The sequence below is a fragment of the Bacillus sp. FAU20 genome (assembly GCF_056033865.1).
In genome coordinates, this window is sequence record NZ_JBVYHY010000003.1 from 213,091 (window position 1) to 237,935 (window position 24,845).

A 24,845-nucleotide genomic window follows, 5' to 3' on the forward strand; every position below is an offset into this window, starting at 1 on the left:
CATGATAACATCTTTATGTTATAGTTTATAGCACCTAAACGGCTATATGCTACAACCGCACAAGACAGGTTCCCTAAAGGCATTTATGTCTACCTCGTTTTTGGCGAGTCTTAGTAATTAAGAGGAGGTGCAAGTATGTACGCAATTATCGAAACAGGTGGAAAACAAATTAAAGTTGAAGCTGGTCAAGCAATCTACATTGAAAAATTAGATGTTGAAGCTGGTGAAACTGTTACTTTTGACAAAGTTCTTTTCGTTGGTGGCGAAAACGTTAAAGTTGGTAGCCCAGTTGTAGAAGGTGCAACAGTTACTGCGAAAGTTGAAAAACAAGGTCGCGCTAAGAAAATTATCGTTTTCAAATACAAAGCGAAAAAGAACAATCGTAAGAAACAAGGTCATCGTCAACCTTACACTAAGCTAGTTGTTGAAGCTATCAACGCTTAATTCTGGTTAACATGATTAAAATTACGATAAGTCGCACGAAATTAGGAAGTATCCAATCATTTAAAATGACTGGACATGCCGATTATGCGCCACATGGACAAGACCTTGTCTGTGCTGGAACTACAGCGGTTGTGTTTGGTTCTATAAATGCAGTGGAACAACTTTGTAATGTGCAAGCAACTATTGAACTCGGAAGTGATGGCGGATTCTTAACGTATGAATTGCCTAATGATTTAGACGTTCATGCAGCAGAAAAAGCACAAACGCTTTTAGAAGGATTAGTTGTTTCGCTTAAGACGATCGAACTTGATTACGGAAAGTATATCCGTTTAATAGAAAAAGTGCAGGAGGTGTAACGTATGTTAAGATTAGATCTTCAGTTTTTCGCATCTAAGAAAGGTGTAGGTAGTACAAAGAACGGTCGTGACTCTCAGTCAAAACGTCTTGGTGCTAAACGCGCAGATGGTCAAACGGTTACAGGTGGTTCAATTCTTTACCGTCAACGCGGTACAAAAATTTATCCAGGTGTTAACGTTGGTCGTGGTGGCGATGACACTTTATACGCGAAAGTTGACGGCGTAGTACGCTTTGAGCGTCTTGGCCGTGACCGCAAACAAGTGAGCGTATATCCTGTTGCTCAAGAAGCATAAGAACTCACGGAAAACTCTAACCTGAGTGCAGGTTAGAGTTTTTCTATATTAAGGGGTATCTAAATGAATGAAAAATGGACAATTATAGATGCATTGCGCCATTCAAGACATGATTGGCTCAATCGTATGCAGATGGTGAAAGGAAACCTTTCCCTTGGAAAAGTGGAAGAAATTCATAGTCTCATCGATCGTTTTGTCCAAGAAGCGAGACAAGAATCCAATCTGATGGGGCTATCAATGCCTTTATTTTCAGAGTGGATTTTAACATATAATTGGAAACAGCAGCCGTGCTTATTGGAGTACGAAGTATTAGGGAAATTACATAACTTATCTCACTTAGATGAGACTGTATGTACATGGACGAACCAATTTTTCTCGATGCTTCAGCATAGTTTAGACGTATATGTTGAAAATTATGTTTGTATCACAATTGAATGTGACGCGGATAATGCTCGTTTCTTTTTTGATTTTCGTGGTAAGCTAACGAGTGTAGAAGAACTACAGAATTGGCTTGCGACCCAAAACAATAAATGGTATTCCATTTCTTATACAGTGCGAGACGAAGAAGTCTCAGTTATATTACAACCAATTGAAAAAAGTGTGGTGAAATAATGTTTGTAGATCAGGTCAAGATATATGTAAAAGGCGGCGACGGTGGTAACGGTATGGTTGCGTATCGTCGTGAGAAGTATGTACCAAAAGGTGGCCCAGCAGGTGGCGACGGCGGTAAAGGTGCAGATGTTGTTTTCGTAGTTGAGGAAGGCTTACGTACATTAATGGACTTCCGCTACCAACGTCATTTCAAAGCTGATCGCGGTCAGCACGGAATGAGTAAAGGTCAGCACGGACGTAAATCTGAAGATTTACTTGTAAAGGTTCCGCCAGGAACAGTAGTAAAAGATGAAAAAACTGGTCAAATTCTTGCCGATTTAGTAACGCATGGACAAACTGCTGTAATTGCAAAAGGTGGCCGCGGTGGCCGTGGTAACTCACGTTTCGCAACAGCTACGAACCCAGCGCCAGAAATCGCTGAGAACGGGGAACCAGGTCAAGAGCGTGATGTTATTCTAGAACTTAAAGTACTAGCAGACGTTGGACTCGTTGGATTCCCAAGTGTAGGTAAATCTACATTATTATCTGTTGTATCATCAGCGCGTCCGAAAATTGCAGAGTATCACTTCACAACAATCGTTCCAAATCTTGGTGTTGTTGAAACTGGTGATAACCGCAGCTTTGTTATGGCTGACCTTCCAGGACTAATTGAAGGCGCACATGCTGGCGTCGGACTTGGACACCAATTCTTACGTCATATTGAGCGTACACGTGTAATCGTGCATGTTATTGATATGTCTGGTTTAGAAGGCCGTGATCCATATGAAGATTACGTAACGATTAATAATGAATTAAAAGAATACAATCTTCGCTTAACTGAGCGTCCACAAGTTGTTGTTGCAAACAAAATGGATATGCCAGATGCAGAAGAAAACTTACAAGCATTTAAAGAGAAAGTGGGAGACGAAGTAAAAATCTTCCCAATCTCAGCTGTAACAAGACAAGGTGTTCGTGACTTACTGTTTGAAGTAGCGAACTTAATAGAAACAACACCAGAATTCCCAATACATGAAGTTGCGGATGAGTCTGATACAAGTGTAATGTACAAATTTGATACTGAAGGTGTTAAATTTGAAATTACACGTGAAAGTGATGGCACGTTTGTTATCTCTGGTTACGATATCGAGAAAACATTCAAGATGACAGACTTCTCACGTGATGAATCTGTACGTCGTTTCGCTCGTCAAATGCGCGGAATGGGTATTGATGAAGCGCTTCGTGCACGTGGCGCGAAAGACGGAGATATTGTAAAAATTCTTGAATATGAATTTGAATTTATCGATTAAGACTGCCGAAATACGGCAGTCTTTTTTATATCGCAAAAATCGGATTTGTACAGGAAAAAATCCCCACTAATTAAATTTTCAATTTATAATAAAAAGGGGAGTGGTTTTAGAAGAATTTTTTTATGGGGAGAAAACGAACATGTATAAAATATTAATTGTAGAAGATGATGAGAAAATCGCGGGAATATTAGAAGAGCATTTAGAAAGGTATGGCTATCAATCATTTAGAGCAAGTGATTTACGTCAAATAAAAGATGAGTTTGTAAAAGTGAATCCTCATCTCGTGTTACTTGATATTAATTTACCGTACTTTGACGGTTTTTATTGGTGTCGTCAAATTCGTACTGTATCGAATGCGCCAATTATTTTTGTTTCTGCAAGAACAGGAGAAATGGATCAAGTAATGGCGATTGAAAATGGCGGCGATGATTATATTACAAAGCCATTCCATTTAGATATCGTAATGGCAAAGGTGAAGAGTGCACTTCGCCGTGGTTATGGAGAGTATGCTTCTGCTGCTGAGAATGATTGTTTAGGTGTAAATGGACTGTTGTTATTCCCGTCTCAGCATATTGTTGAGTGGCAGGGACAACAAACTGAACTGACAAAAAATGAGTTCTACTTATTAGAGTGTTTAATGAAACAAGTGAATCAATATGTAACGCGCGAAGAACTGTTAGAAGCTCTATGGGATGAAGTAGCATTTGTGGATGATAATACATTAACCGTAAATGTAAAACGTGTAAGGAAGAAACTAGAGGAGTTAGGCATTAAAAATGCAATTGTAACGAAACGTGGATATGGTTATGCGCTTCTTACGGAGTGGGGCGAAGGGCATGAAGGTTAAAAATTACTTCATGGACCGCTTTTCTTTAATTCTTTCTTATATTGTTAGCCTTTGTTTATTTGGGCTCGTTTTGCAGTTGCAAAGTCTTTTAGAAAAGGAATCCATTGATTGGAGTACGTGGTTATATGGACTTTTATTAGGAACTGTTGTATTTACTGTATACCTCATTTACGATTACCGAAAACGGAGTGTGTTTTTAAAGAGGATCGAAAAGTACGTTACTGGCGGAAATACATTACATGACTCTTTACTTATTGATGAATCTTATACATCAGAGCAAGAAATGGTCGTTGAATCTTTTACGTTATTAAGACAGCAATATATGAATGAAGTTCATAAACAGCATGCGAAAGAGCAACAGCAAATGATATTTATGAACCAATGGATTCACCAAATGAAAACACCAGTATCTGTTATTGAATTATTGTTGCAGAAGTTTGGCAAAGAGCATCGTGAGGCAAGAGTAACAGTTGAAAGTATCCGTGAAGAAAATAACCGCATACTAAATGGTTTAGATTTAGCGTTACATATGGCAAGACTAGAACAGTTTGCGAAAGATTATAAGGTAGAAGTAGTAAATGTTATAGATGTAGTGCGAGGTATTATTAATGACAATCGAAAATCCTTCATTCAATCGTCTGTATTTCCGAAAGTGATGTTTCAAGAAGATACTTGTATGGTTGCATCTGATAGAAAATGGCTCAGTATTGCTATAGGTCAAATCGTTGTAAATGCAATTAAGTATACGAAAATTTCAGAAGCAGAGAAAAAGGAAATTCAATTTCAAATTGAAGAGAAAGATCAAAAAGTGTTATTACATATTAAGGACAATGGAATCGGTATTCCAGAGCAAGATGTAAAGCGTATATTTGATCCATTCTTTACGGGGATAAATGGCCGTAAAACGAGAGAAGCGACTGGGATGGGTTTATATATTACGAAGGAAATTTGCGATAATTTACATCACGGTATTTATGTGCAATCGGTTGAAGGAGAAGGGACGACATTTACGTTCCAATTTGCAAAAGATGAAGAATATCATACATTAATGAGAAAAATGACAAAACTGTAAGATAACAAAACGTTTTGTAAGGGAAATCACTCGTTTCTTTTTCTTATTTTTCTTATAGTAAATGTAAGAAGAAAACACATAGGGGGATTAGAAATGAGTGTTCTTGAAGTAAAAGGATTAACGAAGGTGTACCAATCAAAAGGTTCAGTAGCGACGACTGCTTTAAATGATATAAATTTTAAAATAGAAGAAGGCGAATTTGTAGGGATTATGGGTCCTTCGGGAAGCGGGAAAACAACGCTTTTAAATTTATTGGCGACAATTGATAAGCAAACTTCAGGTCATGTGCTTGTAAATGGGGAAGAAATTAATCAAATGCGTGCTGCAAAATTAGCGGAGTTTCGCCGTACACATTTAGGGTTCATCTTCCAAGATTTTAACTTACTTGATACGTTATCCATTAAAGAAAACATTATTTTACCACTTGTAATGGCGAAGAAATCTGTAAATGAAATCGATGCGAAAGTACTGGAAATTGCGAAGTTTTTAAACATCGAAGAAATTTTAAATAAAAAAGTATACGAAGTATCAGGCGGACAACAGCAACGTGCAGCAGCTGCGAGAGCGATCATTCATGAGCCTACGTTAATTTTAGCAGATGAGCCGACTGGAAACTTAGATTCGAAGTCAGCAAAATCATTAATGAGCGCGTTGCAAGACTTACATGAACAAAAGAAAGTGACAATTGCAATGGTAACGCATGATCCAGTAGCAGCGAGTTATTGCGAACGTATTCTATTCATTCGAGACGGAGAAATTTTCTCAGAAATACATAAAGGAAGAACGAAACAAGCCTTTTTCCAAGAAATTCTGGACGTACTTGCGATGCTAGGAGGAGAATATCATGAACTTTCGCCAGCTCGCGCTTAATAACGTAAAAGGAAATTGGCGTAACTATAAAGCGTTTCTTATAAGTAGTTGTTTATCGATTGTCGTATTTTTCATGTATGCTTCTTTTATTTATCATCCAGATGTCGTAAGCGGTAATATTAGTATGAGAAAGATGATCACAAAAGGATTAGAATCGATGAATTATATTGTGGTCATCTTCTCGGCACTCTTTATTTTATATGCAAATTCAACGTTTTTACGAGCAAGAAAAAAAAGAGTTTGGCCTACTAACATTAATAGGCGGAACGAAATCGCAGCTCGGCCGAATGATTATATTAGAGCAACTGATGTTAGGTAGTATTGCAATTGTAGTTGGTATTGGGGTTGGAATGCTTTGTTCAAAATTATTTTTCCAAGCGTTAAGCGTATTATTAAAAATAGATAAGACACTTCCACTCGTTTGGAATAGTAAAGCAGTTCTTATTACAGCTGGTGTATACTTTATTCTATTTTTAATCCTGTCATTGTTTAGTGTTTGGACAGTAGGACGCTTGCAAATTATTGATTTATTAAGAGAGGCAAGAAAGCAAAAAGTAGAGCCGTTTGCATTTACATGGTTAAGTATAGTTGGTATAGGATGTATTATTGCTGCATATGTACTTAGCTTCCAAGTAACGTTTCTGAATTTCCTCATCCTCTTTTTACCGGTGGTAGGACTGACAATTGGCGGAACGTATTTACTATTTACACAAGGTAGTACAGTTGTATTAAAAGCATTACAAAAAAGAAAGCAATCTTTCTATACATATCCAAATATGTTTGTTCTTAGCAACCTTATTTATAAAATGAAAGATAATGCTCGTTTTCTATTTGTAATTTCTATTATTACGGCGATTGTATCCTCGGCCGTTGGCACGCTTTACGTATATTTTGAGGATATGAGTTATAAAACGGTAGTCAAAACTCCACATGCTATTTCATATGAGGAAAAGGGGTTAAATACGCATAGCCTTATTAATGAAGAAAAGGTACAGGAGCTTGTGAAGAGACACGGGTTTGAAGATGCGCGAAAAGTAACATACATAAAACTACCGGCAACACAGAAAGTAACGTTTTTTAACGGTGAACATGAAGTGCCGATCACGATTATTTCAGAAAAAGAATATAATGCAGAAGTGCGCAAACAAAAGAGAGAGCAAGTTACAGAAGTTCATAATGTACCAGGTAGTGCAACGATGGTTATGGTCGATATGGCAAATGAACTGATGAAGATAGATCGTACGAAACCGTATGAATTTACAATGAACGGACAAAAGCAGTCTGTTCAGCTAAATAGCCCAACTTCATTTTCTGTTTTTAATGATAGTGAATATCTCGTTGTAAATGATCAAGATTTTGAGAAATATGCAAAACTCGTACCAGATGAAGAAAAGACGAAATATTATGGTTATTATATTGAGGATTGGAAAAGTACAGAAGATCTTGTATTAGATTTGAAAAATGAAATTGCAACAGAAAAGCAAGGGGAATTGAGAAATTCAGTGTTTGCGTATAAGGATATAAGAGAAGGTGGAGCAATTACAATGTTCATCGGTTTCTTCGTAGCGGTACTGTTCTTCTTCTTCGCTTGTAGTATGACATACTTTAAATGGTTTAACGATAAAGAACAAGATCGTATTCAATTTAAATCGTTAAAGAGAATCGGTATGACAGATAAAGAAATTCGCAAAATTGCGATTCGACAAATGGGAGTTATCTTCTTTATCCCAATTTTAATCGGTTCCATTCATAGTGGAGTTGCTCTTCATACGTTAGGGAAAATGCTTTATATTGATTTGTGGAAATCAGGTGCGCTTGTAATTGGAGCATACATTTTAGCTTCTGCCATTTACTTTATGATCGCGCAAAGAGGATATTTAAAACACGTAAAAAGCTAGGGGAATCTCTAGCTTTTTGCCAATGTAGTAAGTTACAGGAGGACGATAGATGAACATTCGGCAACTAGCGCTGCAAAATATAAAAGGAAATTGGCGTAATTATAAAGTGTTTTTCTTAAGTAGTTGTTTTGCAATATTTGCTTCTTACGCATATATGTCTGTCATTGTGCATCCATATATGCAAGAGACGATGTGGTATCAAAACGTACGCTGGGGACTTATCATATGTAATGTTATAATCATTTCTTTTTTCGTCATATTTATTTTGTACTCTACTTCTATTTTCATAGAAGCACGTAAGAAAGAATTAGGGTTATATATGTTAATGGGAGCAACGAAGTCTAACGTAATAGGAGTGATTATGGCCGAGCAAATTTTAATCGGGGTCTTCGCGAATATTTTCGGTATTGGGCTTGGTATGATATTTTTAAAACTCTTTTTTATGGTATTTAGTATGTTACTGGGGCTTCCGAAAGAACTACCTGTTATATTTGACGTAAGGGCGATTGGTGTAACATTTATTACATATATGGTCGTTTTTATTTTGTTATCTTTTATAAGTGCTTTACGTATATGGAATATAAAAATCATTCGGTTATTGAAAGAATTTCGAACAGATAAAAAAGAGAAAAAAACATCAAAGTGGCTTTGTTTATTCGGTTTTGCTTGTTTAGTGGGCGGGTATGCGTTGGCGCTACAAGTGACGATGGCTACGATAGTGATATACTTTTTCCCTGTGTCTATACTTGTCTTTTTTGGAACGTACTTTTCTTTCGCGCATGGAGCTACCCAAGTGTTAGAAATGATAAAGCGAAATAAAAAGATTATGTATACATATCCATATTTATTTATAGTGAATCAATTGTCACATCGAATGAAGGAAAATGGTCGCTTTTTCTTTCTGATGTCTATGGCAACGACGTTTGTAGTTACAGCAACAGGTACGGTGTTTTTATATTTTTCTAGCATGCAAGATATGTGGCGAACTGGAGGGGTACACTCGTTTTCGTACATAGAAAAAGGTATTTCTACTCATGAGGTCTTTGAGGAAGGTGCGGTTGAAAAATTACTGCATCAATATGAGTATGATGATTTTCAATATATGAGTTTTATTGGAGTGTATGCATCCTTTCAGTCTAATAAGGGAGAAACAACAATAGCACCGCTTATAAAAGAAAGTGAATATAACCAAGAAGCGAGGAAACAAAAACAGAAAACGTATCGTCCTAAAAAAGGTACAGTGACACTCGTTTATTATAATAAATACAATAATTCGAATGTATATAATCAAAAAGAGATTCAATTGCAAGTAATGAATCAACCATATCAATTCGTATTTAACGGTCAGAAAGAAGGTGTTCAATTTAACCATCATCCCTCGTACATTAATGGTCTGTTCTTCGTTATGAATGATGAAGATTTTGACAGTATAGCAAATCAGGTTCCTGATTCTGAAAAAATGATATATAGAGGCTACACATTACCAAATATCGAAAAGACGAAGAAATTAAATGAAGATTTACGGAAACATATGAAACAAGATAATAATGCATTTCGAAGCAATATGGAGTTATATGTAAATATGAAAGAAGGCGGCGATATTACTCTATTTGTAGGCTCATTTATTAGTATATTATTTTTTCTTACTTCATGTAGTATCGTGTATTTTAAATGGTTCCATAATATTGCATCGGACCGAAAGCAGTATGGTGCACTCTCTAAACTTGGAATGACGAAGGAAGAAGTATGGAAAATTTCTCGTTGGCAATTATGTATGCTATTTTTTGCGCCAATTATAGTAGGGAGTATGCATAGTGCAGTTGCGTTATATACGTTTCATAATACGCTTTTTATGGATGGATCATTAAGAAAAGTAGGTTTGTTCATTCTGTTTTATATCGCAGCATGTATCATTTATTTCTTCTTCGCTCAAAGAGAATATAAGAAACATTTAGACTAGCGAAAGCCAGTCTTTTTTTAATATTCGAAATTTACATAGAAGAATATAAAAAAGTATGGTATAACAGTAAGAAAACGAAAAAGAGGGGAAAAGACGATGATTCGAGTAGGATATTTAGGACCAGAAGCAACATTTACAAATATGGCGGTGAGTCGTTTTTTTCCAGAAGCAGAGCATGTACCGTATCGAACGATTCCAGATTGTATAGATGCAGCTGCAAATGAAAATGTAGACTTCGCAGTTGTACCGTTAGAAAATGCAATAGAAGGTTCAGTGAATATAACGGTTGATTATCTTGTACATGAGCAGCCGCTTTCCATTGTAGGAGAAATTACAGTACCAATTCAGCAGCATTTACTTGTACATCCGCAGTATGCAGAAGTGTGGGATGAAGTATATGCGGTGCATTCTCATCCGCATGCCATTGCACAGTGCCATAAATTTTTAAATGAAGAATTAAAAGGAGTAACTGTTCGAGATATGACATCCACAAGTGCCGCTGCGCAATATGTGAAAGAACATCCTGAAGAGAAAATTGCCGCTATTGCAAATGAAGCAGCTGCAGAAAAATATGGATTAACAATTGTGAGGCGTAGCATTCATACGCATAAAAATAATCACACACGTTTCCTAGTACTCCATAAGAAAAAGAAAGCAGTACTCCCGAATAACGGAGAGAACCGCGGAGAGAAAACGACGCTTATGATAACGTTACCTGCAGATTATGCAGGTGCCCTATATCAAGTGTTATCAGCTTTTGCATGGAGAAAATTAAACTTATCAAAAATCGAATCGCGTCCGATGAAAACAGGTCTTGGAAATTACTTTTTCTTAATCGATGTCGATAAAGCATATGATGACGTATTATTGCCAGGCGTAACGATGGAACTTGAAGCACTCGGTTTTTCTGTTACTGTGCTGGGGAGTTATTCTTCTTATTGGTTGTAAAGGGAGCTGTTGTTAAACTTGTTTGAAATGAAAAGTTGTTTATCGGTTTGAGGCAGAGTAAGCTATCGATTCTATTGAAGTAAGTGATTAATTAAGCTAGCAAAATAAAGAAGCCATCCTAAAAGATATTTAGGACGGCTTCTGTTAGGAATAGATAACTCTTTTGTCGGGTTTTTAGTACGCATCATTACAACTATTATAATAATAGGATTCATCATTGTTCGAATTACTGCAGCAAATACAATTCGTTTGTTGTATGAATAGATTGAGTGTAGATGGAGCTACAGTATCTGAGAAAGTAATACTCTCAACATCTTCTACTAAAAATGTTTTAATATCTCCTGGTGTTAAGGTAAATGTAAGTGGAGAGCGATGGTTTAATCTTGCAATTGTTAATCTAATCGTTGTTGCAAATGCAGGACTGAAACTAAATTTAATAAGTGTCTTATTATGATTTTTAGTGAAGTTTTCAAATACAGTTCGAGGAATTCCAGTTGTTATATCAAGATCTTGAGGGGTATTTCCCGTACCGAAAATAGTATAGTTCTGTATAAAACAGTTATTTGAATCTGAATTTGAAGAATTACATGGGCGATCATTTTTCTTATAATATTTTTTTCCATTTTTTAAGAAGTAATCCGCCATAATTAATCACTCCCTTCACATATAAGAATTAAAGGTTGTCCATATATAATATGAAATATATTTTTATATGTTTGGACGTGAAGGAAGAGAAAATAAAAACAGTCCATCTGGTATGATGGACTCAATACTGTTTTACATGGTGTGATTCTTTATTTTAACTTCGCAAGACGATCTTCTAACTGACCACGCCAAATATCAGCTAGTTCTGGAACGGCAAGAATTTTTTCAATGCCATCTTTATCTTTTCTATTATGAAAATAAATTTCGTTAGAGAACAAAACAGAAACATTGCTCGGTTGACGTTCTAGTAATGTAATTTTAGAATCTTTACGTACAGTACCTTCTTGAAGAACGCGGCATAGGTAGCCAGTAAATCCAGTTGCTACAATGCGCGGCAAAATGCCAGGAATACCGAGGCGTTTTGAAATAGTGCTACAAGGTACTCTTGCTTGTGTTACTTGAATGATTGCTGCACCTAGTTGATATGTATCTCCGATGCAAACATCACGCTCTAACATATTTGTTACGGTAATGTTTTCGCCAAATGTGGAAGCTGGAAGCGTAGTTTGAAACTCCTCTTCCCATAGTGCGTAATGCTCGTGTGGGTATACACAAACAGCGCGATCAGGACCGCCGTGATGTTTTAAATCCGCTACGTCATCACCACGAAATCCGTCTTTTGAGAGAAAGGCCTCTTCTGTAGGGTCTTTACATATACCTGTTATCATTTCTTTATCTTCGCTATATTTCATTTGTTTCGGCTTGCCAATGCTAAAGTGAACGAGTTCAATTCCCATATTTGATCTCCTTTACGATTGATTACAATATTATAGCATTAAAAAAGCACAGAGAATGATAAAAACTCTGTGCTTTACATTAATAAACGAGAAATCCTGCTTTATCTAACGCCTCACAAGCAGCATCTAACTTTTCTTTAGAATCTGCCTCAATTGTATGTAAGTGAATACCATCTGTTAGTTGTGAAAGATAGGAAGCATTTGTGTTTTCGATTTTTTGTAAATATTGCTCTACATCAAAGCGATTGCTTACCATGATGGATGCTGTTAAGTCACCGTATACAGGATGCTCAACTTTTACATCTTTAATCGTAACGCCGTGGTCAACAAGCATTGTAAGTTCTTGACGTACTTCTGCTGGTTTGTGCTGGCATACGATTACGCGTTCAAAAGCTTGTTGTTTCTCTTGTGGTTTTAGATATAAATAGCCTTGGGCAGTCGCAATAATTGGTTCGTTTCGTGCTTTAAGCAAGGAAATATCTTGCACGATAACTTGCCTACTTACGTTTGTCTTCTTCGATAGTTCATTCCCAGATAACGGCTCATTTGCAGCGAGAAGCCACTGAAGGATAAGCTGTCGTCTTTCTTCACCTAAAATCTTTTTTTGGTCATTTTGTTTCATTATGATTTAACACCTCTATAAAATTGATTTCCAATTGTGTGTAGTGCATGAATAGTAGTATCAATTTGATCTTTCGTTGTTTGTTGTCCGAAAGAGAAGCGGACATATTGTTTGGCCTCTTCATACGTTTTTCCAATTGCAAGCATAGTTTTCGAAGGTTCTTGTTTACCGACTTGGCAAGCACTTCCGGTGGAAATGGCGATACCATGGCGATTACATTCTAGCATAGTATATTGACCTTCTATTCCTTTTATTGTAACCCCAACAATATGTGGTAAACAAGAAGTAGAATGACCTTCTACTTCAATTTCTAGCGGAAGGGTTTGTATTTGCCCTAAAAAGTAGGAGCGTAACTCTTTAAAACGTAAACTTTCTTCCCATTGAGTTTTTAATATATTTTCAGCAGCTGTTAAAAAAGATGCGATGCCGGGAACGTTCACTGTACCTGGGCGAAATCCCTTTTCGTGAGAAGTTCCCGGAAATACTTGCTCCCAGCGAGATTGCGGATTTATGTAGCAAGCGCCGACACCTTTTGGTCCGTATATTTTATGTGCTGAAACAGAAAGACTATCAATGCCCATCTCAAAAACATGGATAGGCAGTTTACCAAACGTTTGCACACAATCTGTATGAAATAAAACATTATATTTTTTTAAAAGTGCCCCGATTTCTGTAATGTTTTGAACGGTTCCGATTTCAGAGTTTCCATGCTGTATACTTGCTAGCACAGTATCTTCTGTAATAGCTGCCTCTAAATCTACTAAACAAAGGAGTCCGCTTTTATCAACAGGAATTTCAGTGATCGTATAGCCTTTTGATTTTAGAGATTGAAAATAACTTCGAATGGATGCATGTTCCATAGGTGTCGTAATAATATGCTTCTTAGTTTGGGCATTTAGAAGTGATTGAATCGCAAGATAGTTTGATTCCGATCCGCCACTTGTGAAAAATACTCCTTGTTCTTTTCCTCCAATCATTTCCGCAAATGTTTTTCGGCAAACTTGTAATAAAGAAGCAGCTGTTCCTCCAATATCATGTAAACTTTGTTCATTTCCGAAGTATTGCGACGCTGCTTTCATATATGTTTGTAACGCTTCCTCGCTCATAGGTGTAGTAGCTGCATAGTCAAGATATATCATCATGTAAGTTCCTCTCTCTAGTAAGAGTTACAGTTCTTTTACTTTTTAAATGGTAGTGAAAATAAGAATTATAAAAAAACTCTTGTCATTATTTTAAAACTATGTAAATATAGGTGTCAAGACAGTTGAAAAGTGTAAAGTAGGAGGCAACAATTATGCCAAGTGCAGATGTCTTAATTATTGGAAGTGGTGTTGCGGCACTTCGTGTTGCAAAAGAGATTTGTCACGAAAAGAATGTGATTATTATCACAAAGGAGACGAAACGTAATAATAATACACATTTAGCTCAAGGTGGAATTGCCGCAGCAGTAGCTACATACGACAATCCTAATGATCATTTTGAAGATACGTTAGTAGCAGGGTGTCATTATAACAATGAAGAAGTGGTCCGTTATTTAGTTGAGGAAGGACCGAAAGAAATTAATAACCTTATTGAAAATGGGATGAAATTTGATGGAGATGAAACAGGTCCTCATCTTGGAAAAGAAGGAGCGCATCGAAAACGTCGTATTGTACATGCAGGTGGCGATGCAACAGGAAAGAATTTATTAGAGCATCTTATTCAAGAAGTAGCTCCATATGTTACGGTAGTGGAACAGGAAATGGTGCTCGATTTTATTATAGAAAAAGATAAATGTGTTGGGGCTTTAACTCGCAACAATAAAGGCGAATTGAAACGTTACAATGCAGATTATACGGTGTTAGCTTCAGGTGGTATTGGCAGTTTATACGCCTTTACTTCTAATGATGAGACGATTACAGGCGATGGACTTGCAATGGTGTACCGTGCAGGTGGAGAGCTTGTAGATTTAGAGTTTATACAATTTCATCCGACGATGTTATACGCGGGTGGGCGTTGTTCTGGTCTTGTGTCCGAAGCTGTTCGCGGAGAAGGAGCTGTCCTTATAAATGGAAAAGGGCAGCGTTTTATGATGGATATACATTCCGAACAGGATTTAGCGCCTCGTGATGTAGTCGCAAGGGCTATTCATGAACAGCTACTTGCGGGTGAAAAAGTGTACTTAAACATCGAAATGATTCAAAACTTTGAACAACGCTTTCCGACCGTGTCATCGATATGTAAAACAAATGGAGTCGATATAAATAAAAAACTTATTCCAGTCGTGCCTGGTACTCATTTTCACATGGGCGGCGTGAAAACGAACTGTGATGGAGAGACGTCTATTTCGAACTTATACGCAGTCGGTGAAGTAGCTTGTAACGGGGTTCATGGTGCAAATAGATTAGCGAGTAATTCATTATTAGAAGGTCTTGTGTTTGGAAAAAGAATCGGACGACATATTTTATCTAGAGAGACAAAAGAAAAGGTGAATATGCTAGCCGAAAAGGAAGCAACGTTTATCGTTCTGAATCATTTACCGACGAAAGAAGAAATACAAAAATGCATGATGAAATATGTTGGGATTGTGCGAACAGAGCAAAGTTTATCTTATGCGAAGAGATGGCTTAGTAAGTATGGTGTTCGAAATATGATATTACAACATGATGTTCTTACGAATGAAGAGATAACGCTTATTAATATGTTAACGGTTTGTGAGCTTATAGTTGTGTCAGCCTTGCAAAGAGAAGAAAGTATTGGCGGGCATTACCGGAGTGATTATCCAGATAGAAATATAGGAAAGAAAGAGATTGTTCGAGTAAAGAGAAAACGACAACTTGTGTGATGAGGGGAAGAGGGGCTTTATGAACACGATAAAAGTTAAAGAAGCATTAAATCGATTTTTTTTAGAAGATATAGGGGAAAGAGATGTAACATCTCAGGTTATTTTTCCAGATAATTTGCTTTCGAAAGGAACGTTTCTTGCGAAGGATACAGGGGTCTTTGCAGGACGTTTAGTAATTGAATCAGGATTTAAATTAATTGATGAGAGAATTGAAGTAGAGCTTCATAAAAAAGATGGGGACCTTGTAGAAAAAGGCGAAATCATTGCAACTGTGCAAGGTCCAATTGCATCGTTATTAACAGCAGAGCGCGTTATATTAAACGTTATTCAGCGTATGAGCGGAATAGCGACGATGACGCATAAAGCGGTTCTTGCTTTAGATAGTAGTCATACTCGCATTTGTGATACGCGAAAAACGATGCCAGGACTACGTATGTTTGATAAGCATGCAGTCGTGTGCGGCGGTGGATTTAATCATCGCTTCGGTTTATATGATGGGGTCATGATTAAAGACAATCATATTGCGTTTGCTAGTTCTATTACAAAAGCTGTTACATCAGTGAAAGAAAAGTTAGGACATATGGTGAAAGTAGAAGTAGAAACAGAAACTGAGGAACAGGTGAGAGAGGCTGTTGCTGCTGGTGCGGATATTATTATGTTCGATAATCGTACGCCAGATGAAATTCGGGAGTTTTCAAAAATTGTACCAAGCGCTATCGTTACAGAAGCTTCAGGTGGCATCACAATTGAAGATTTATCGAAATACGGAAAAACAGGGGTAGATTATATTTCACTTGGAGCGTTAACACATTCAGTGAAAGCACTTGATATTAGTTTCAATATTGAAGGGTAAGGAAAGTGGCTTAGAGGGGGAGAAACGTATATGAGTATTTTAGAACAAGTACAGCCAATTGAAACGATGTTACCAGAGCGTTATTACACGATGTCAACGGAAGATATGGAAAATCGGGTTCGTGAAATTAAAGAGAAAATGGGGAAAATGTTATTCATTCCAGGGCATCATTATCAAAAAGATGAAGTGGTACAATTTTCAGATGCAGCAGGGGATTCACTTCAGCTTGCGCAAGTTGCAGCGAGCAATAAAGACGCAAAATATATTGTGTTTTGCGGGGTGCACTTTATGGCGGAAACAGCAGATATGTTAACGACAGATGATCAAGTTGTCATCTTACCAGATATGCGTGCAGGTTGTTCGATGGCGGATATGGCAGATATTGAACAAACAGAAAGAGCGTGGAAAGAGCTCACAAAATTATTTGGAGATACGATGATTCCGTTAACGTATGTTAACTCTACAGCTGCAATTAAAGCGTTTTGCGGTCGTAATGGCGGAGCAACAGTAACTTCTTCTAATGCAAAGCAAATGGTATCTTGGGCGTTTACTCAAAAAGAACGTCTCGTCTTTTTACCAGACCAACATTTAGGGAGAAATACAGCGTACGATTTAGGTATCCCGTTAGATAAAATGGCAGTATGGGACCCACACACAGATTCATTAGAGTACGATGGAGATATAGAAGAAATTCAAGTGATTTTATGGAAAGGACATTGTTCTGTTCATCAAAACTTTACAGTGAAAAACATTGAGAACGTACGGAAAAATCATCCGGACATGAACATTATTGTACATCCAGAATGTTGCTACGAAGTTGTAGCTGCTTCGGATTATGCAGGTTCAACGAAATATATTATTGATATGATTGAAGCGGCTCCATCTGGAAGTAAATGGGCGATTGGTACAGAAATGAATTTAGTGAATCGAATTATTAAGCAACATCCAGATAAAGAAATTGTTTCACTTAATCCATTTATGTGTCCGTGTTTAACGATGAACCGAATTGATTTGCCGCACTTATTATGGGCACTTGAAATGATAGAAAGAGGAGAAGTAATTAACGTTATTAGCGTAGATAAACAAGTGACTGAAGAGGCAGTTCTTGCATTAAATCGTATGTTAGAGCGTGTGTAAAGCAGCGGATTCCCGTTGCTTTTTTTCGTACATATAATCATAACGAGAACAAAATGGGCATACATTGTTTTGAAGAAATCATTGTGGTTCTTTATGCTTATTCCGCTTCTAATGATATTGAAAATCGAAGAAGTGATAAAAGTGAAAAGAAGTTAATGTTATTTAGAAAAAGAGTTACTTCATGAGATTTGTTACTTATAGATAAGTTATACAGGAGGGGGAAAATTTGAAAATTCATATCGTGCAAAAAGGGGATACCCTTTGGAAAATTGCGAAAAAGTACGGAGTGGATTTTGACACGTTGAAAAAAACAAATACACAACTTAGTAATCCAGATTTAATCATGCCAGGTATGAAAATTAAAGTGCCATCAAAGAGTGTTCACATGAAACAACAGGCTGGAGCAGGTTCAGCGCCTCCAAAGCAATACGTAAAAGAAGTGCAGCAAAAAGAATTTGCAGCAACACCAACTCCGCTTGGAATAGAAGATGAGGAAGAAGTTACGTATCAATCAGCACCAATTACACAGCAGCCAGCTATGCAACAAACACAAAAAGAAGTGCAAGTAAAACCGCAGAAGGAGATGCAGGTAAAGCCGCAAAAAGAAGTACAGGTGAAACCGCAAAAAGAGGTACAGGTGAAACCGCAAAAAGAAGTGCAAAAAGAACAGCCAATTCAAAAAGAAAAACCAGTTGAAAAACCGTCTGTTATTCAAAAACCACCTGTGATAGAAAAACAAAAACCGGCGGAAAAAGAAAACACGAAGTTTTCGGTAAATGTATTACCGCAGCCGCCACAACCACCAATAAAACCGAAAAAAGAATATAAAATTTCAGATGTAATAAAAAAAGGAAGCGAGTTAATTGCTCCTCAAATTAGTAAAATGAAACCTAACAATATCATTTCTCCGCAAACGAAAAAAAACAATATAGTATCGCCGCAAGTGAAGAAAGAAAATGTAGGAAATATAGTATCGCCGCAAGTGAAGAAAGAAAATGCAGGAAATATAGTATCGCCGCAAGTGAAGAAAGAAAATGTAGGAAATATAGTATCGCCGCAAGTGAAGAAAGAAAATGTAGGAAATATAGTATCGTCGCAAGTGAAGAAAGAAAATGTAGGAAATATAGTATCGCCACAAGTGAAGAAAGAAAATGTAGGAAATATAGTATCGCCGCAAGTGAAAAAAGAAAATGTAGGGAATATAGTGTCACCGCAAGTGAAAAAAGAAAATGTAGGGAATATAGTGTCACCGCAAGTGAAAAAAGAAAACGTAGGGAATATAGTATCGCCAAATGTATCGAAAGAAAATGTAGTTATTCCACAAGTCATACCGCCAAATATTCAAATGCCAATCATGGATAACAACCAACCACCGAATATAATGCCAATCATGGATAACAACCAGCCACCGAATATAATGCCAATCATGGATAACAGCCAGCCACCGAATATAATGCCAATTATGGATAACAACCAGCCACCGAATATAATGCCAATTATGGATAACAACCAGCCGCCGAATGTAATGCCGATTATGGATAACAATCAAATGCCGAATATGATGCCGATCATGGATAACAATCAAATGCCGAATATGATGCCGATTATGGATAACAATCAAATGCCGAATATGATGCCGATTATGGATAACAATCAAATGCCGAATATGATGCCGATTATGGATAACAATCAAATACCGAATATAATGCCGATTATGGATAACAATCAAATGCCGAATATGATGCCGATTATGGATAACAATCAACCACCAAATATGATGCCCTATCAAATGCCGTATCAACAGCCCATGATGCCGCCGAATTCGTATTATCAACAACCAAATCCATATCAAATGCCATATCAGCAAGGAGCGCCGTTTGGACCGCAATATACGTCTATGCCAAACCCGAATATGATGCCAATGGATAATAATATGCCGCCGCTTGTGCAGGGTGAGGAAGATTGTGGATGCGGAGGAGAAAGTAGACTATATAGTCCACAACCAGGCGGTCCGCAATATGCGAATCCTTTATATTACCAACCAACTCAGTCTGCATATGCACCACAGCCAGGAACGATGTATTATCAACCAGATCCACCGAATGTATTTGGAGAGCCCGTTTCAGAAGAAGAGGACGAAGAAGAAGTTTAAAAAGGCGGGAGTATTCCCGCCTTTTTTACATTCCTGTTAATTAAGAAAATGAAGTTTTTTTATGAAGTGCTAGAAAATTCCCAGTGAAATATTAACAGTGTAAAAACCTTCTCGGTTACTCATCATAAGAGGGAGCTTTTCAGTAGAGAAGCTCATTCTAACAGAGGGGGTTTTTGTATTGAATACGAAAGTAAAAGTGATTGCTGCTTCTTTGTTAGTTACCAGTGCATTAGCTGCATGTGGTACACCGAAAGATAACAATGCAATGGATGGACGTAACTACAATTACGAGCGTACATCTTATAATGATACACACCAGTATCGTGATAATGTGACACGTAATGATCGTTATACAGATTATGTAACATATAGAAATGGTCGTAACGATACAGGATACAATTATTATCGAGATGTAAATTACAATGGACAAATTGCTAATCCGCATCCAACTCGTAATATTACAATGAACAATTCATACATTAACAATGATGGTAAAACAGCTGAAAGAATAACAAATCGTGTGAAACGTATGAATAACGTAGACCGTGTGTCTACAGTTGTATATGGAAACGATGTAGCGATTGCGGTAAAACCACGTAACACAGTGACAAATGAAACGGCGATGGCTAACGAAATTCGTCAAGCTGTTGCAAATGAAGTTGGAAACAGAAACGTATATGTTTCTGTAAGAAATGATATGTTTACTCGTGTCGATGCAATGAGTACGCGTCTACGTAACGGTACAGTTACAAACGATTTTAATCGTGACATAGTGAATATGTTCCGAGACATTCGTTACGGTTTAACTGGTACAGTGCGATAACAAAACAAAAGAGGAAGGGATAGCCCTTCCTCTTTATTCATCGTTGTCTTGTAAGCGACGTTTTTTAATAAAATAACTAACGGAATAAGAAACTAAAAAGCATATGAAAAGAATACTACCTGTTGAAATAGCTTCAAATAGAGGTCTTTCTGGACTGAAAATAATATAAATAATAGCCGTAACGATTCCTACAATAAGGGAGTGGAAGACAAGTTTGTAATAAGGAGTTAACTGTATTTCCTTTTCGCCTTCTTCTACATCGATTGAAACACTTAACTGTAAATAAGCAAGTAAAATACTTGTAAACATAAATAATAGCCACAATGGAGATTTCGTAATTTGATCAATGCCTTCAGTGAATCCGATATAGCCTAAAATTCCAACTACGCCAATGTATTGAAAAAGAAAGACAATACGTATGTTTTTTAACATTTGAAGAATGAGGCGTTCATCCTTTATTTTTTTCATAATATTCATCCCCTGCTTATTATGATTTCGCTGTCACATTAATTGTAACATATATATTGCAATTATCAATTTATAATTTACATAAAATAATTTGGATGAAAGAGGAAATAAAATATTTTTATAAACATGTTGCACTTATACTTTATTAATGTTATATTAGCAAAGCGATGAGCTAATTTACGTAAGACGAGAGATATGCTTAAGTGCTAAACACGCGAATGTGGTCGCCTGGTCTCTCGCCGTAAACGCATCAAGACGCCTGCTTTGCAGGCGTCTTTCATTTTATATAAAAGTAAATGATACATGCAGATGAGGTAAACCCTTATCTGCATTTTTTATTTTTCGAAAGAAATGTAATATGGATAAAACCCCCATTTCCGGAAAAACTACTAATGAAAGTATGATCTTGCCTAAAAGAGGTGAACGGAAATGAAATGGATACTGATTGCGATGCAAGCTTTCGTTATGATGTTTTGTTTCGTTTATGGAACGAATGTGAAGGCGGAAGGGCCAGTACCAGAAGTAACGAAAAAAGAACCTGAGGTTACAATTTTATTAGAGCGTATGTATGTTGATGGCGAAGTAAGCGAAGAAATACTTACAGAAAAAGTGACGGATTTAGAAAAGTTTTTACAGCAGTATAAAGAATGGCAGCTCGTTGATCGTGATGATGTACAAATTGTATTGCAAAAGAAAGTTGATGATATTTCTCCGTTATTGAAAACGAGCGGGTATTTTGGTGTTTCAGAGGAAGGGATATTACAAATTTTCAAAGGTGTACCGAAAAGTGATAATGCGATCCATTCTTTCTTTCAAATTGATATGAAAAAGCTTGAGAGCTATGAACGTGCGAAATTGAAACGTGGCATTCGTATTAAATCAAAAGAAGGTTTTGTGAAGACGATTGAAAAAATGAAGCAATACGCAGTTCAGAGTAAGAAAAAAAGCAGCTCATGGTGAGCTGCTTTTTTTTCTTATTTGTTTTTAGCTAAAATTTCTTTTGCGATTTCATCAATTAGCATATCTTTTCCGATTGGATTGAATGCTTTCGTATTGAAGACTTCATTTGATACTTCATATACGTGATTATTTTTAACTGCTTTATTGTCTTTCCAAACGGCACTGTTTTTGTAGTCTTCGTAAACTTTATCAGCTTCGCCGCCGAAGTTTACAATAAACATTTGGTCAGGCTGGAATGCAACTAGACCTTCTAGTGATACTTGCGCCATCGTTTGTTTTAAATCCGTACCTTTTGTTGCTGGAAGTTTTAAGTCATTAAAGATGATGTCACCGTATCCGAAGCTACCGTATACACGGAAGTTTTGTGGTGTAACTGCAACGAACATAAAGTTCTCATCTTTTGTTTTCTCTTTAATTTTTTTAGATAAAGAGTCTGCTTTCTTATCGTAGTCTGCAATCCATTTGTCTGCTTTCTTCTCTTCGTCAAATAGCTTACCTACTTCTTTAAACTTACCACGCCAGTCTTCTAAGTTTGTTTCTAGAACAACTGTAGGTGCAACCTTTTCTAGTTGATCATAAATTTTTAATTGACGGTTGTTTAAAATAATTAAGTCTGGTTTTAAAGCAGTAACAGCTTCTAAATCAACTTTAGGTGCCCAGTACCAACCTACTGCTTTTACTCCATCTAACTTGTCTGTTAAGTGAGTTTGGATTTTATCTTTATATGTATTTGCTGTACCAACAGGTTTGTGTCCAAGAAGTAATAGTTCTTCTGTTGATCCAGATAAGTCAACAATTCTCTTTGGATTTACTGGAATTGTAGCTTCACCTTTAGCATGTTTTACAACTTTTGTTTTCGGTTGTTCTTTTGCCTTCGATTCTTCTTTTTGAGAAGAACAGCCAACGATAGAAAGAACAACGAGCATAATAGTAAATAAAATAAATAGCTTACGTTTCATCCTGATGCAACCCCTTTAATTAGTATTGATAATCATTATCGACTTCTGTATATTAAGGTGCTTTAACCTTTCTGTCAATGGAAAATAACAGAAGTTTCAAGTGGAGAACATTTGTTGGGGCAGTCTCGCTTTTCTATCATTAAATATGTTAAAATGGAATACATGATTTAAGAGGGAGAGATCGTATTTTGTTTGAATATGTTACAGGTTACGTGGAGTATGTAGGGCCGGAATATGTCGTAATTGATCATAATGGAATTGGTTATCAAATTTTCACACCAAATCCGTATGTATTTCAAAGAAGTAAGCAAGAAATCCGTGTCTATACATATCATTATGTGAGAGAAGATATTATGGCACTTTACGGGTTTAAAACACGTGAAGAGCGTTTATTATTTACAAAGTTGTTAGGCGTGTCTGGCATTGGGCCAAAAGGAGCTCTTGCAATTTTAGCTTCTGGTCAAACAGGACAGGTCGTTCAAGCGATTGAGCATGAAGATGAGAAGTTTTTAGTGAAATTCCCAGGCGTCGGAAAGAAAACAGCACGCCAAATGATTTTAGATTTAAAAGGAAAACTAGCAGATGTCGTACCAGATGCATTTGTTGATTTATTCTCAGACACAGAACGTTTTGATGAGAAGAAAGGTTCATCAGCTGAGCTTGATGAGGCACTGGAAGCTCTCCGCGCACTTGGATACGCAGAACGCGAAGTTTCTCGTGTTGTACCAGAGTTATTAAAAGAATCATTAACGACGGATCAGTATATTAAAAAGGCACTTAGTCTTTTACTAAATGGTAAGAGGTGAGTATAATGGACGAACGTCTCCTTTCAGGGGAATCTGCATATGAAGATGCGGATTTAGAATATTCATTACGGCCACAGACGCTCCGTCAGTATATTGGCCAAGATAAAGCAAAACATAATTTAGAAGTATTTATTGAAGCGGCGAAAATGCGTGAAGAAACGTTAGATCACGTGCTTTTATATGGACCACCAGGTCTTGGTAAAACGACGCTTGCGAATATTATTGCCAATGAGATGGGCGTTAATGTTAGAACAACTTCAGGTCCCGCAATTGAAAGACCAGGAGATTTAGCTGCTGTATTAACAGCGCTTCAGCCAGGGGATGTATTATTTATTGATGAAATTCATCGTTTGCATAGATCAATTGAAGAAGTATTGTATCCTGCGATGGAAGACTTTTGCCTTGATATTGTAATTGGAAAAGGGCCTTCAGCACGTTCTGTACGCCTAGATTTACCGCCATTTACATTAGTTGGAGCAACAACACGTGCTGGAGCATTATCGGCACCGCTTCGTGACCGCTTCGGTGTACTTTCAAGGTTAGAGTACTACACAGTAGATCAGCTTTCTGCGATTGTTGAACGTACAGCAGAAGTATTTGAAGTTGAAATCGATTCGTTAGCTGCATTAGAAATTGCAAGACGTGCTCGTGGTACACCTCGTATTGCGAATCGTCTTTTAAGACGTGTACGTGATTTCGCGCAAGTTCGTGGTAACGGAACGGTTACGATGGAAATTACACAAATGGCATTAGAGCTACTGCAAGTAGATAAATTAGGTCTAGATCATATTGATCATAAATTACTGCTTGGTATTATTGAGAAATTCCGTGGCGGTCCAGTTGGATTAGAAACGGTTTCAGCAACAATTGGAGAAGAATCTCATACGATTGAAGATGTGTATGAGCCGTATTTATTACAAATTGGCTTTTTACAACGAACGCCAAGGGGCCGAATTGTAACGCCGCTTGCGTATGAACATTTCGGAATGGAGATACCAAAAGTATGACGGAGATGCCAAAGCTGCTTATTACAGCCGGGATCTTACTCATCGTTGTTGGATTAGCTTGGAAGTTCATTGGAAGGCTTCCAGGCGATATTTTTGTGAAAAAAGGAAACGTTACCTTTTATTTTCCTATCATTACATGTATTGTGTTAAGTATTGTATTATCTTTTATTATGTATATAATAAATCGATTTAAATAAGAAATAGG

At 36.9% G+C, this 24,845-nt stretch carries 24 protein-coding genes, 2 pseudogenes and 1 other annotated feature; of the genes and pseudogenes, 20 read left to right on the plus strand and 6 right to left on the minus strand.

What is annotated here, in order from left to right:
- The first annotated feature begins 43 nt into the window (after positions 1–43).
- Positions 44–121: a sequence feature (ribosomal protein L21 leader region), on the plus strand.
- Positions 122–135: 14 nt separating this feature from the next.
- From rplU to pheA, 11 genes and pseudogenes are all read left to right on the plus strand, one after another.
- Entirely contained in the window at positions 136–444 is a 309-nt protein-coding gene (gene rplU / locus AC0OM3_RS01355) for a 50S ribosomal protein L21 (protein WP_000270907.1), read from the plus strand.
- A gap of 11 nt (positions 445–455) precedes the next feature.
- Positions 456–800, plus strand: a complete 345-nt coding sequence (locus tag AC0OM3_RS01360) for a ribosomal-processing cysteine protease Prp (RefSeq protein ID WP_002164192.1) — start codon at positions 456–458, stop codon at positions 798–800.
- Positions 801–803: 3 nt separating this feature from the next.
- Positions 804–1,094: a 50S ribosomal protein L27 gene (rpmA, locus tag AC0OM3_RS01365; protein ID WP_000944958.1), complete on the plus strand. Its 291-nt coding sequence runs from the start codon at positions 804–806 to the stop codon at positions 1,092–1,094.
- Between the two features lie 63 nt (positions 1,095–1,157).
- On the plus strand, positions 1,158–1,706 hold the full coding sequence (locus AC0OM3_RS01370) for a sporulation initiation phosphotransferase B (protein WP_001003584.1): 549 nt from the start codon (positions 1,158–1,160) through the stop codon (positions 1,704–1,706).
- Positions 1,706–2,992, plus strand: a complete 1,287-nt coding sequence (obgE, locus tag AC0OM3_RS01375) for a GTPase ObgE (protein ID WP_000497128.1) — start codon at positions 1,706–1,708, stop codon at positions 2,990–2,992. The genes AC0OM3_RS01370 and obgE overlap by 1 nt, the downstream gene beginning before the upstream one ends.
- 139 nt (positions 2,993–3,131) lie before the next feature.
- On the plus strand, positions 3,132–3,839 hold the full coding sequence (locus tag AC0OM3_RS01380) for a response regulator transcription factor (RefSeq protein WP_002164191.1): 708 nt from the start codon (positions 3,132–3,134) through the stop codon (positions 3,837–3,839).
- Complete coding sequence (locus AC0OM3_RS01385; protein ID WP_000865387.1) at positions 3,829–4,911, plus strand: HAMP domain-containing histidine kinase; 1,083 nt, start codon at positions 3,829–3,831, stop codon at positions 4,909–4,911. The genes AC0OM3_RS01380 and AC0OM3_RS01385 overlap by 11 nt, the downstream gene beginning before the upstream one ends.
- A gap of 93 nt (positions 4,912–5,004) precedes the next feature.
- On the plus strand, positions 5,005–5,781 hold the full coding sequence (locus tag AC0OM3_RS01390; protein ID WP_000114530.1) for an ABC transporter ATP-binding protein: 777 nt from the start codon (positions 5,005–5,007) through the stop codon (positions 5,779–5,781).
- Positions 5,756–7,679, plus strand: a pseudogene (locus tag AC0OM3_RS01395) (ABC transporter permease). Before AC0OM3_RS01390 ends, AC0OM3_RS01395 begins: the two are co-directional and overlap by 26 nt.
- Before the next feature lie 49 nt (positions 7,680–7,728).
- On the plus strand, positions 7,729–9,639 hold the full coding sequence (locus AC0OM3_RS01400) for an ABC transporter permease (protein ID WP_474211006.1): 1,911 nt from the start codon (positions 7,729–7,731) through the stop codon (positions 9,637–9,639).
- A gap of 96 nt (positions 9,640–9,735) precedes the next feature.
- Positions 9,736–10,587: a prephenate dehydratase gene (gene pheA / locus AC0OM3_RS01405; protein ID WP_000621701.1), complete on the plus strand. Its 852-nt coding sequence runs from the start codon at positions 9,736–9,738 to the stop codon at positions 10,585–10,587.
- 174 nt (positions 10,588–10,761) lie between these two features.
- Here pheA and AC0OM3_RS01410 read toward each other — a convergent pair whose 3' ends face one another.
- The 4 genes from AC0OM3_RS01410 to AC0OM3_RS01425 form a co-directional block, all read right to left on the minus strand.
- Positions 10,762–11,232 carry a hypothetical protein gene (locus AC0OM3_RS01410; protein WP_000796369.1) on the minus strand — a complete coding sequence of 157 codons (471 nt, stop codon included), beginning with the start codon at positions 11,230–11,232 and terminating at the stop codon, positions 10,762–10,764.
- 149 nt (positions 11,233–11,381) lie between these two features.
- Positions 11,382–12,029 carry an MOSC domain-containing protein gene (locus AC0OM3_RS01415; protein ID WP_000510679.1) on the minus strand — a complete coding sequence of 216 codons (648 nt, stop codon included), beginning with the start codon at positions 12,027–12,029 and terminating at the stop codon, positions 11,382–11,384.
- Positions 12,030–12,108: 79 nt separating this feature from the next.
- Positions 12,109–12,651: a transcription repressor NadR gene (locus tag AC0OM3_RS01420; RefSeq protein WP_000812240.1), complete on the minus strand. Its 543-nt coding sequence runs from the start codon at positions 12,649–12,651 to the stop codon at positions 12,109–12,111.
- Positions 12,651–13,793: an IscS subfamily cysteine desulfurase gene (locus AC0OM3_RS01425; RefSeq protein WP_000973756.1), complete on the minus strand. Its 1,143-nt coding sequence runs from the start codon at positions 13,791–13,793 to the stop codon at positions 12,651–12,653. Before AC0OM3_RS01425 ends, AC0OM3_RS01420 begins: the two co-directional genes overlap by 1 nt.
- A gap of 152 nt (positions 13,794–13,945) precedes the next feature.
- Here AC0OM3_RS01425 and nadB point away from each other — a divergent pair, with 152 nt between their 5' ends.
- The 5 genes and pseudogenes from nadB to AC0OM3_RS01450 all read left to right on the plus strand — a co-directional run bounded on the left by nadB (position 13,946) and on the right by AC0OM3_RS01450 (position 20,440).
- Positions 13,946–15,475: an L-aspartate oxidase gene (gene nadB, locus AC0OM3_RS01430; RefSeq protein WP_001138534.1), complete on the plus strand. Its 1,530-nt coding sequence runs from the start codon at positions 13,946–13,948 to the stop codon at positions 15,473–15,475.
- Positions 15,476–15,494: 19 nt separating this feature from the next.
- Entirely contained in the window at positions 15,495–16,328 is an 834-nt protein-coding gene (gene nadC / locus AC0OM3_RS01435; RefSeq protein ID WP_001092248.1) for a carboxylating nicotinate-nucleotide diphosphorylase, read from the plus strand.
- 30 nt (positions 16,329–16,358) lie between these two features.
- Positions 16,359–17,465 (plus strand): quinolinate synthase NadA, encoded by a 1,107-nt coding sequence (gene nadA / locus AC0OM3_RS01440; RefSeq protein ID WP_000025343.1) that lies wholly within the window; start codon positions 16,359–16,361, stop codon positions 17,463–17,465.
- A 226-nt stretch (positions 17,466–17,691) separates the two neighbouring features.
- Positions 17,692–17,848, plus strand: a pseudogene (gene safA, locus AC0OM3_RS01445) (SafA/ExsA family spore coat assembly protein); the annotation flags it as partial.
- Positions 17,849–19,795: 1,947 nt separating this feature from the next.
- Entirely contained in the window at positions 19,796–20,440 is a 645-nt protein-coding gene (locus AC0OM3_RS01450) for a YhcN/YlaJ family sporulation lipoprotein (RefSeq protein ID WP_001093536.1), read from the plus strand.
- Between the two features lie 33 nt (positions 20,441–20,473).
- On the opposite strand, the gene AC0OM3_RS01455 is transcribed toward AC0OM3_RS01450, so the two are convergent.
- A complete protein-coding gene (locus AC0OM3_RS01455) occupies positions 20,474–20,908 on the minus strand; it encodes a hypothetical protein (RefSeq protein WP_000721223.1) in 435 nt (144 codons plus the stop codon).
- Between the two features lie 429 nt (positions 20,909–21,337).
- On the opposite strand from AC0OM3_RS01455, the gene AC0OM3_RS01460 reads away from it, so the two are divergent.
- Positions 21,338–21,868, plus strand: coding sequence for a BofC C-terminal domain-containing protein (locus AC0OM3_RS01460; protein WP_000871192.1), 531 nt, complete (start codon positions 21,338–21,340; stop codon positions 21,866–21,868).
- A 14-nt stretch (positions 21,869–21,882) separates the two neighbouring features.
- Here the strand turns inward: AC0OM3_RS01460 and AC0OM3_RS01465 are convergent, their stop codons facing one another.
- Positions 21,883–22,827: an iron-hydroxamate ABC transporter substrate-binding protein gene (locus AC0OM3_RS01465; RefSeq protein ID WP_000823612.1), complete on the minus strand. Its 945-nt coding sequence runs from the start codon at positions 22,825–22,827 to the stop codon at positions 21,883–21,885.
- Positions 22,828–23,015: 188 nt separating this feature from the next.
- On the opposite strand from AC0OM3_RS01465, the gene ruvA reads away from it, so the two are divergent.
- From ruvA to AC0OM3_RS01480, 3 genes are read left to right on the plus strand one after another with little or no spacing between them, the layout of a single operon-like run.
- Complete coding sequence (gene ruvA, locus AC0OM3_RS01470; RefSeq protein WP_000464511.1) at positions 23,016–23,633, plus strand: Holliday junction DNA helicase RuvA; 618 nt, start codon at positions 23,016–23,018, stop codon at positions 23,631–23,633.
- Between the two features lie 5 nt (positions 23,634–23,638).
- The gene (gene ruvB / locus AC0OM3_RS01475) at positions 23,639–24,640 is read left to right on the plus strand and encodes a Holliday junction branch migration DNA helicase RuvB (RefSeq protein WP_000344449.1); all 1,002 of its coding nucleotides are present in this window, start codon (positions 23,639–23,641) and stop codon (positions 24,638–24,640) included.
- Complete coding sequence (locus AC0OM3_RS01480; protein WP_000138162.1) at positions 24,637–24,837, plus strand: DUF2905 domain-containing protein; 201 nt, start codon at positions 24,637–24,639, stop codon at positions 24,835–24,837. Before ruvB ends, AC0OM3_RS01480 begins: the two co-directional genes overlap by 4 nt.
- The last annotated feature ends 8 nt before the right edge of the window (positions 24,838–24,845 follow it).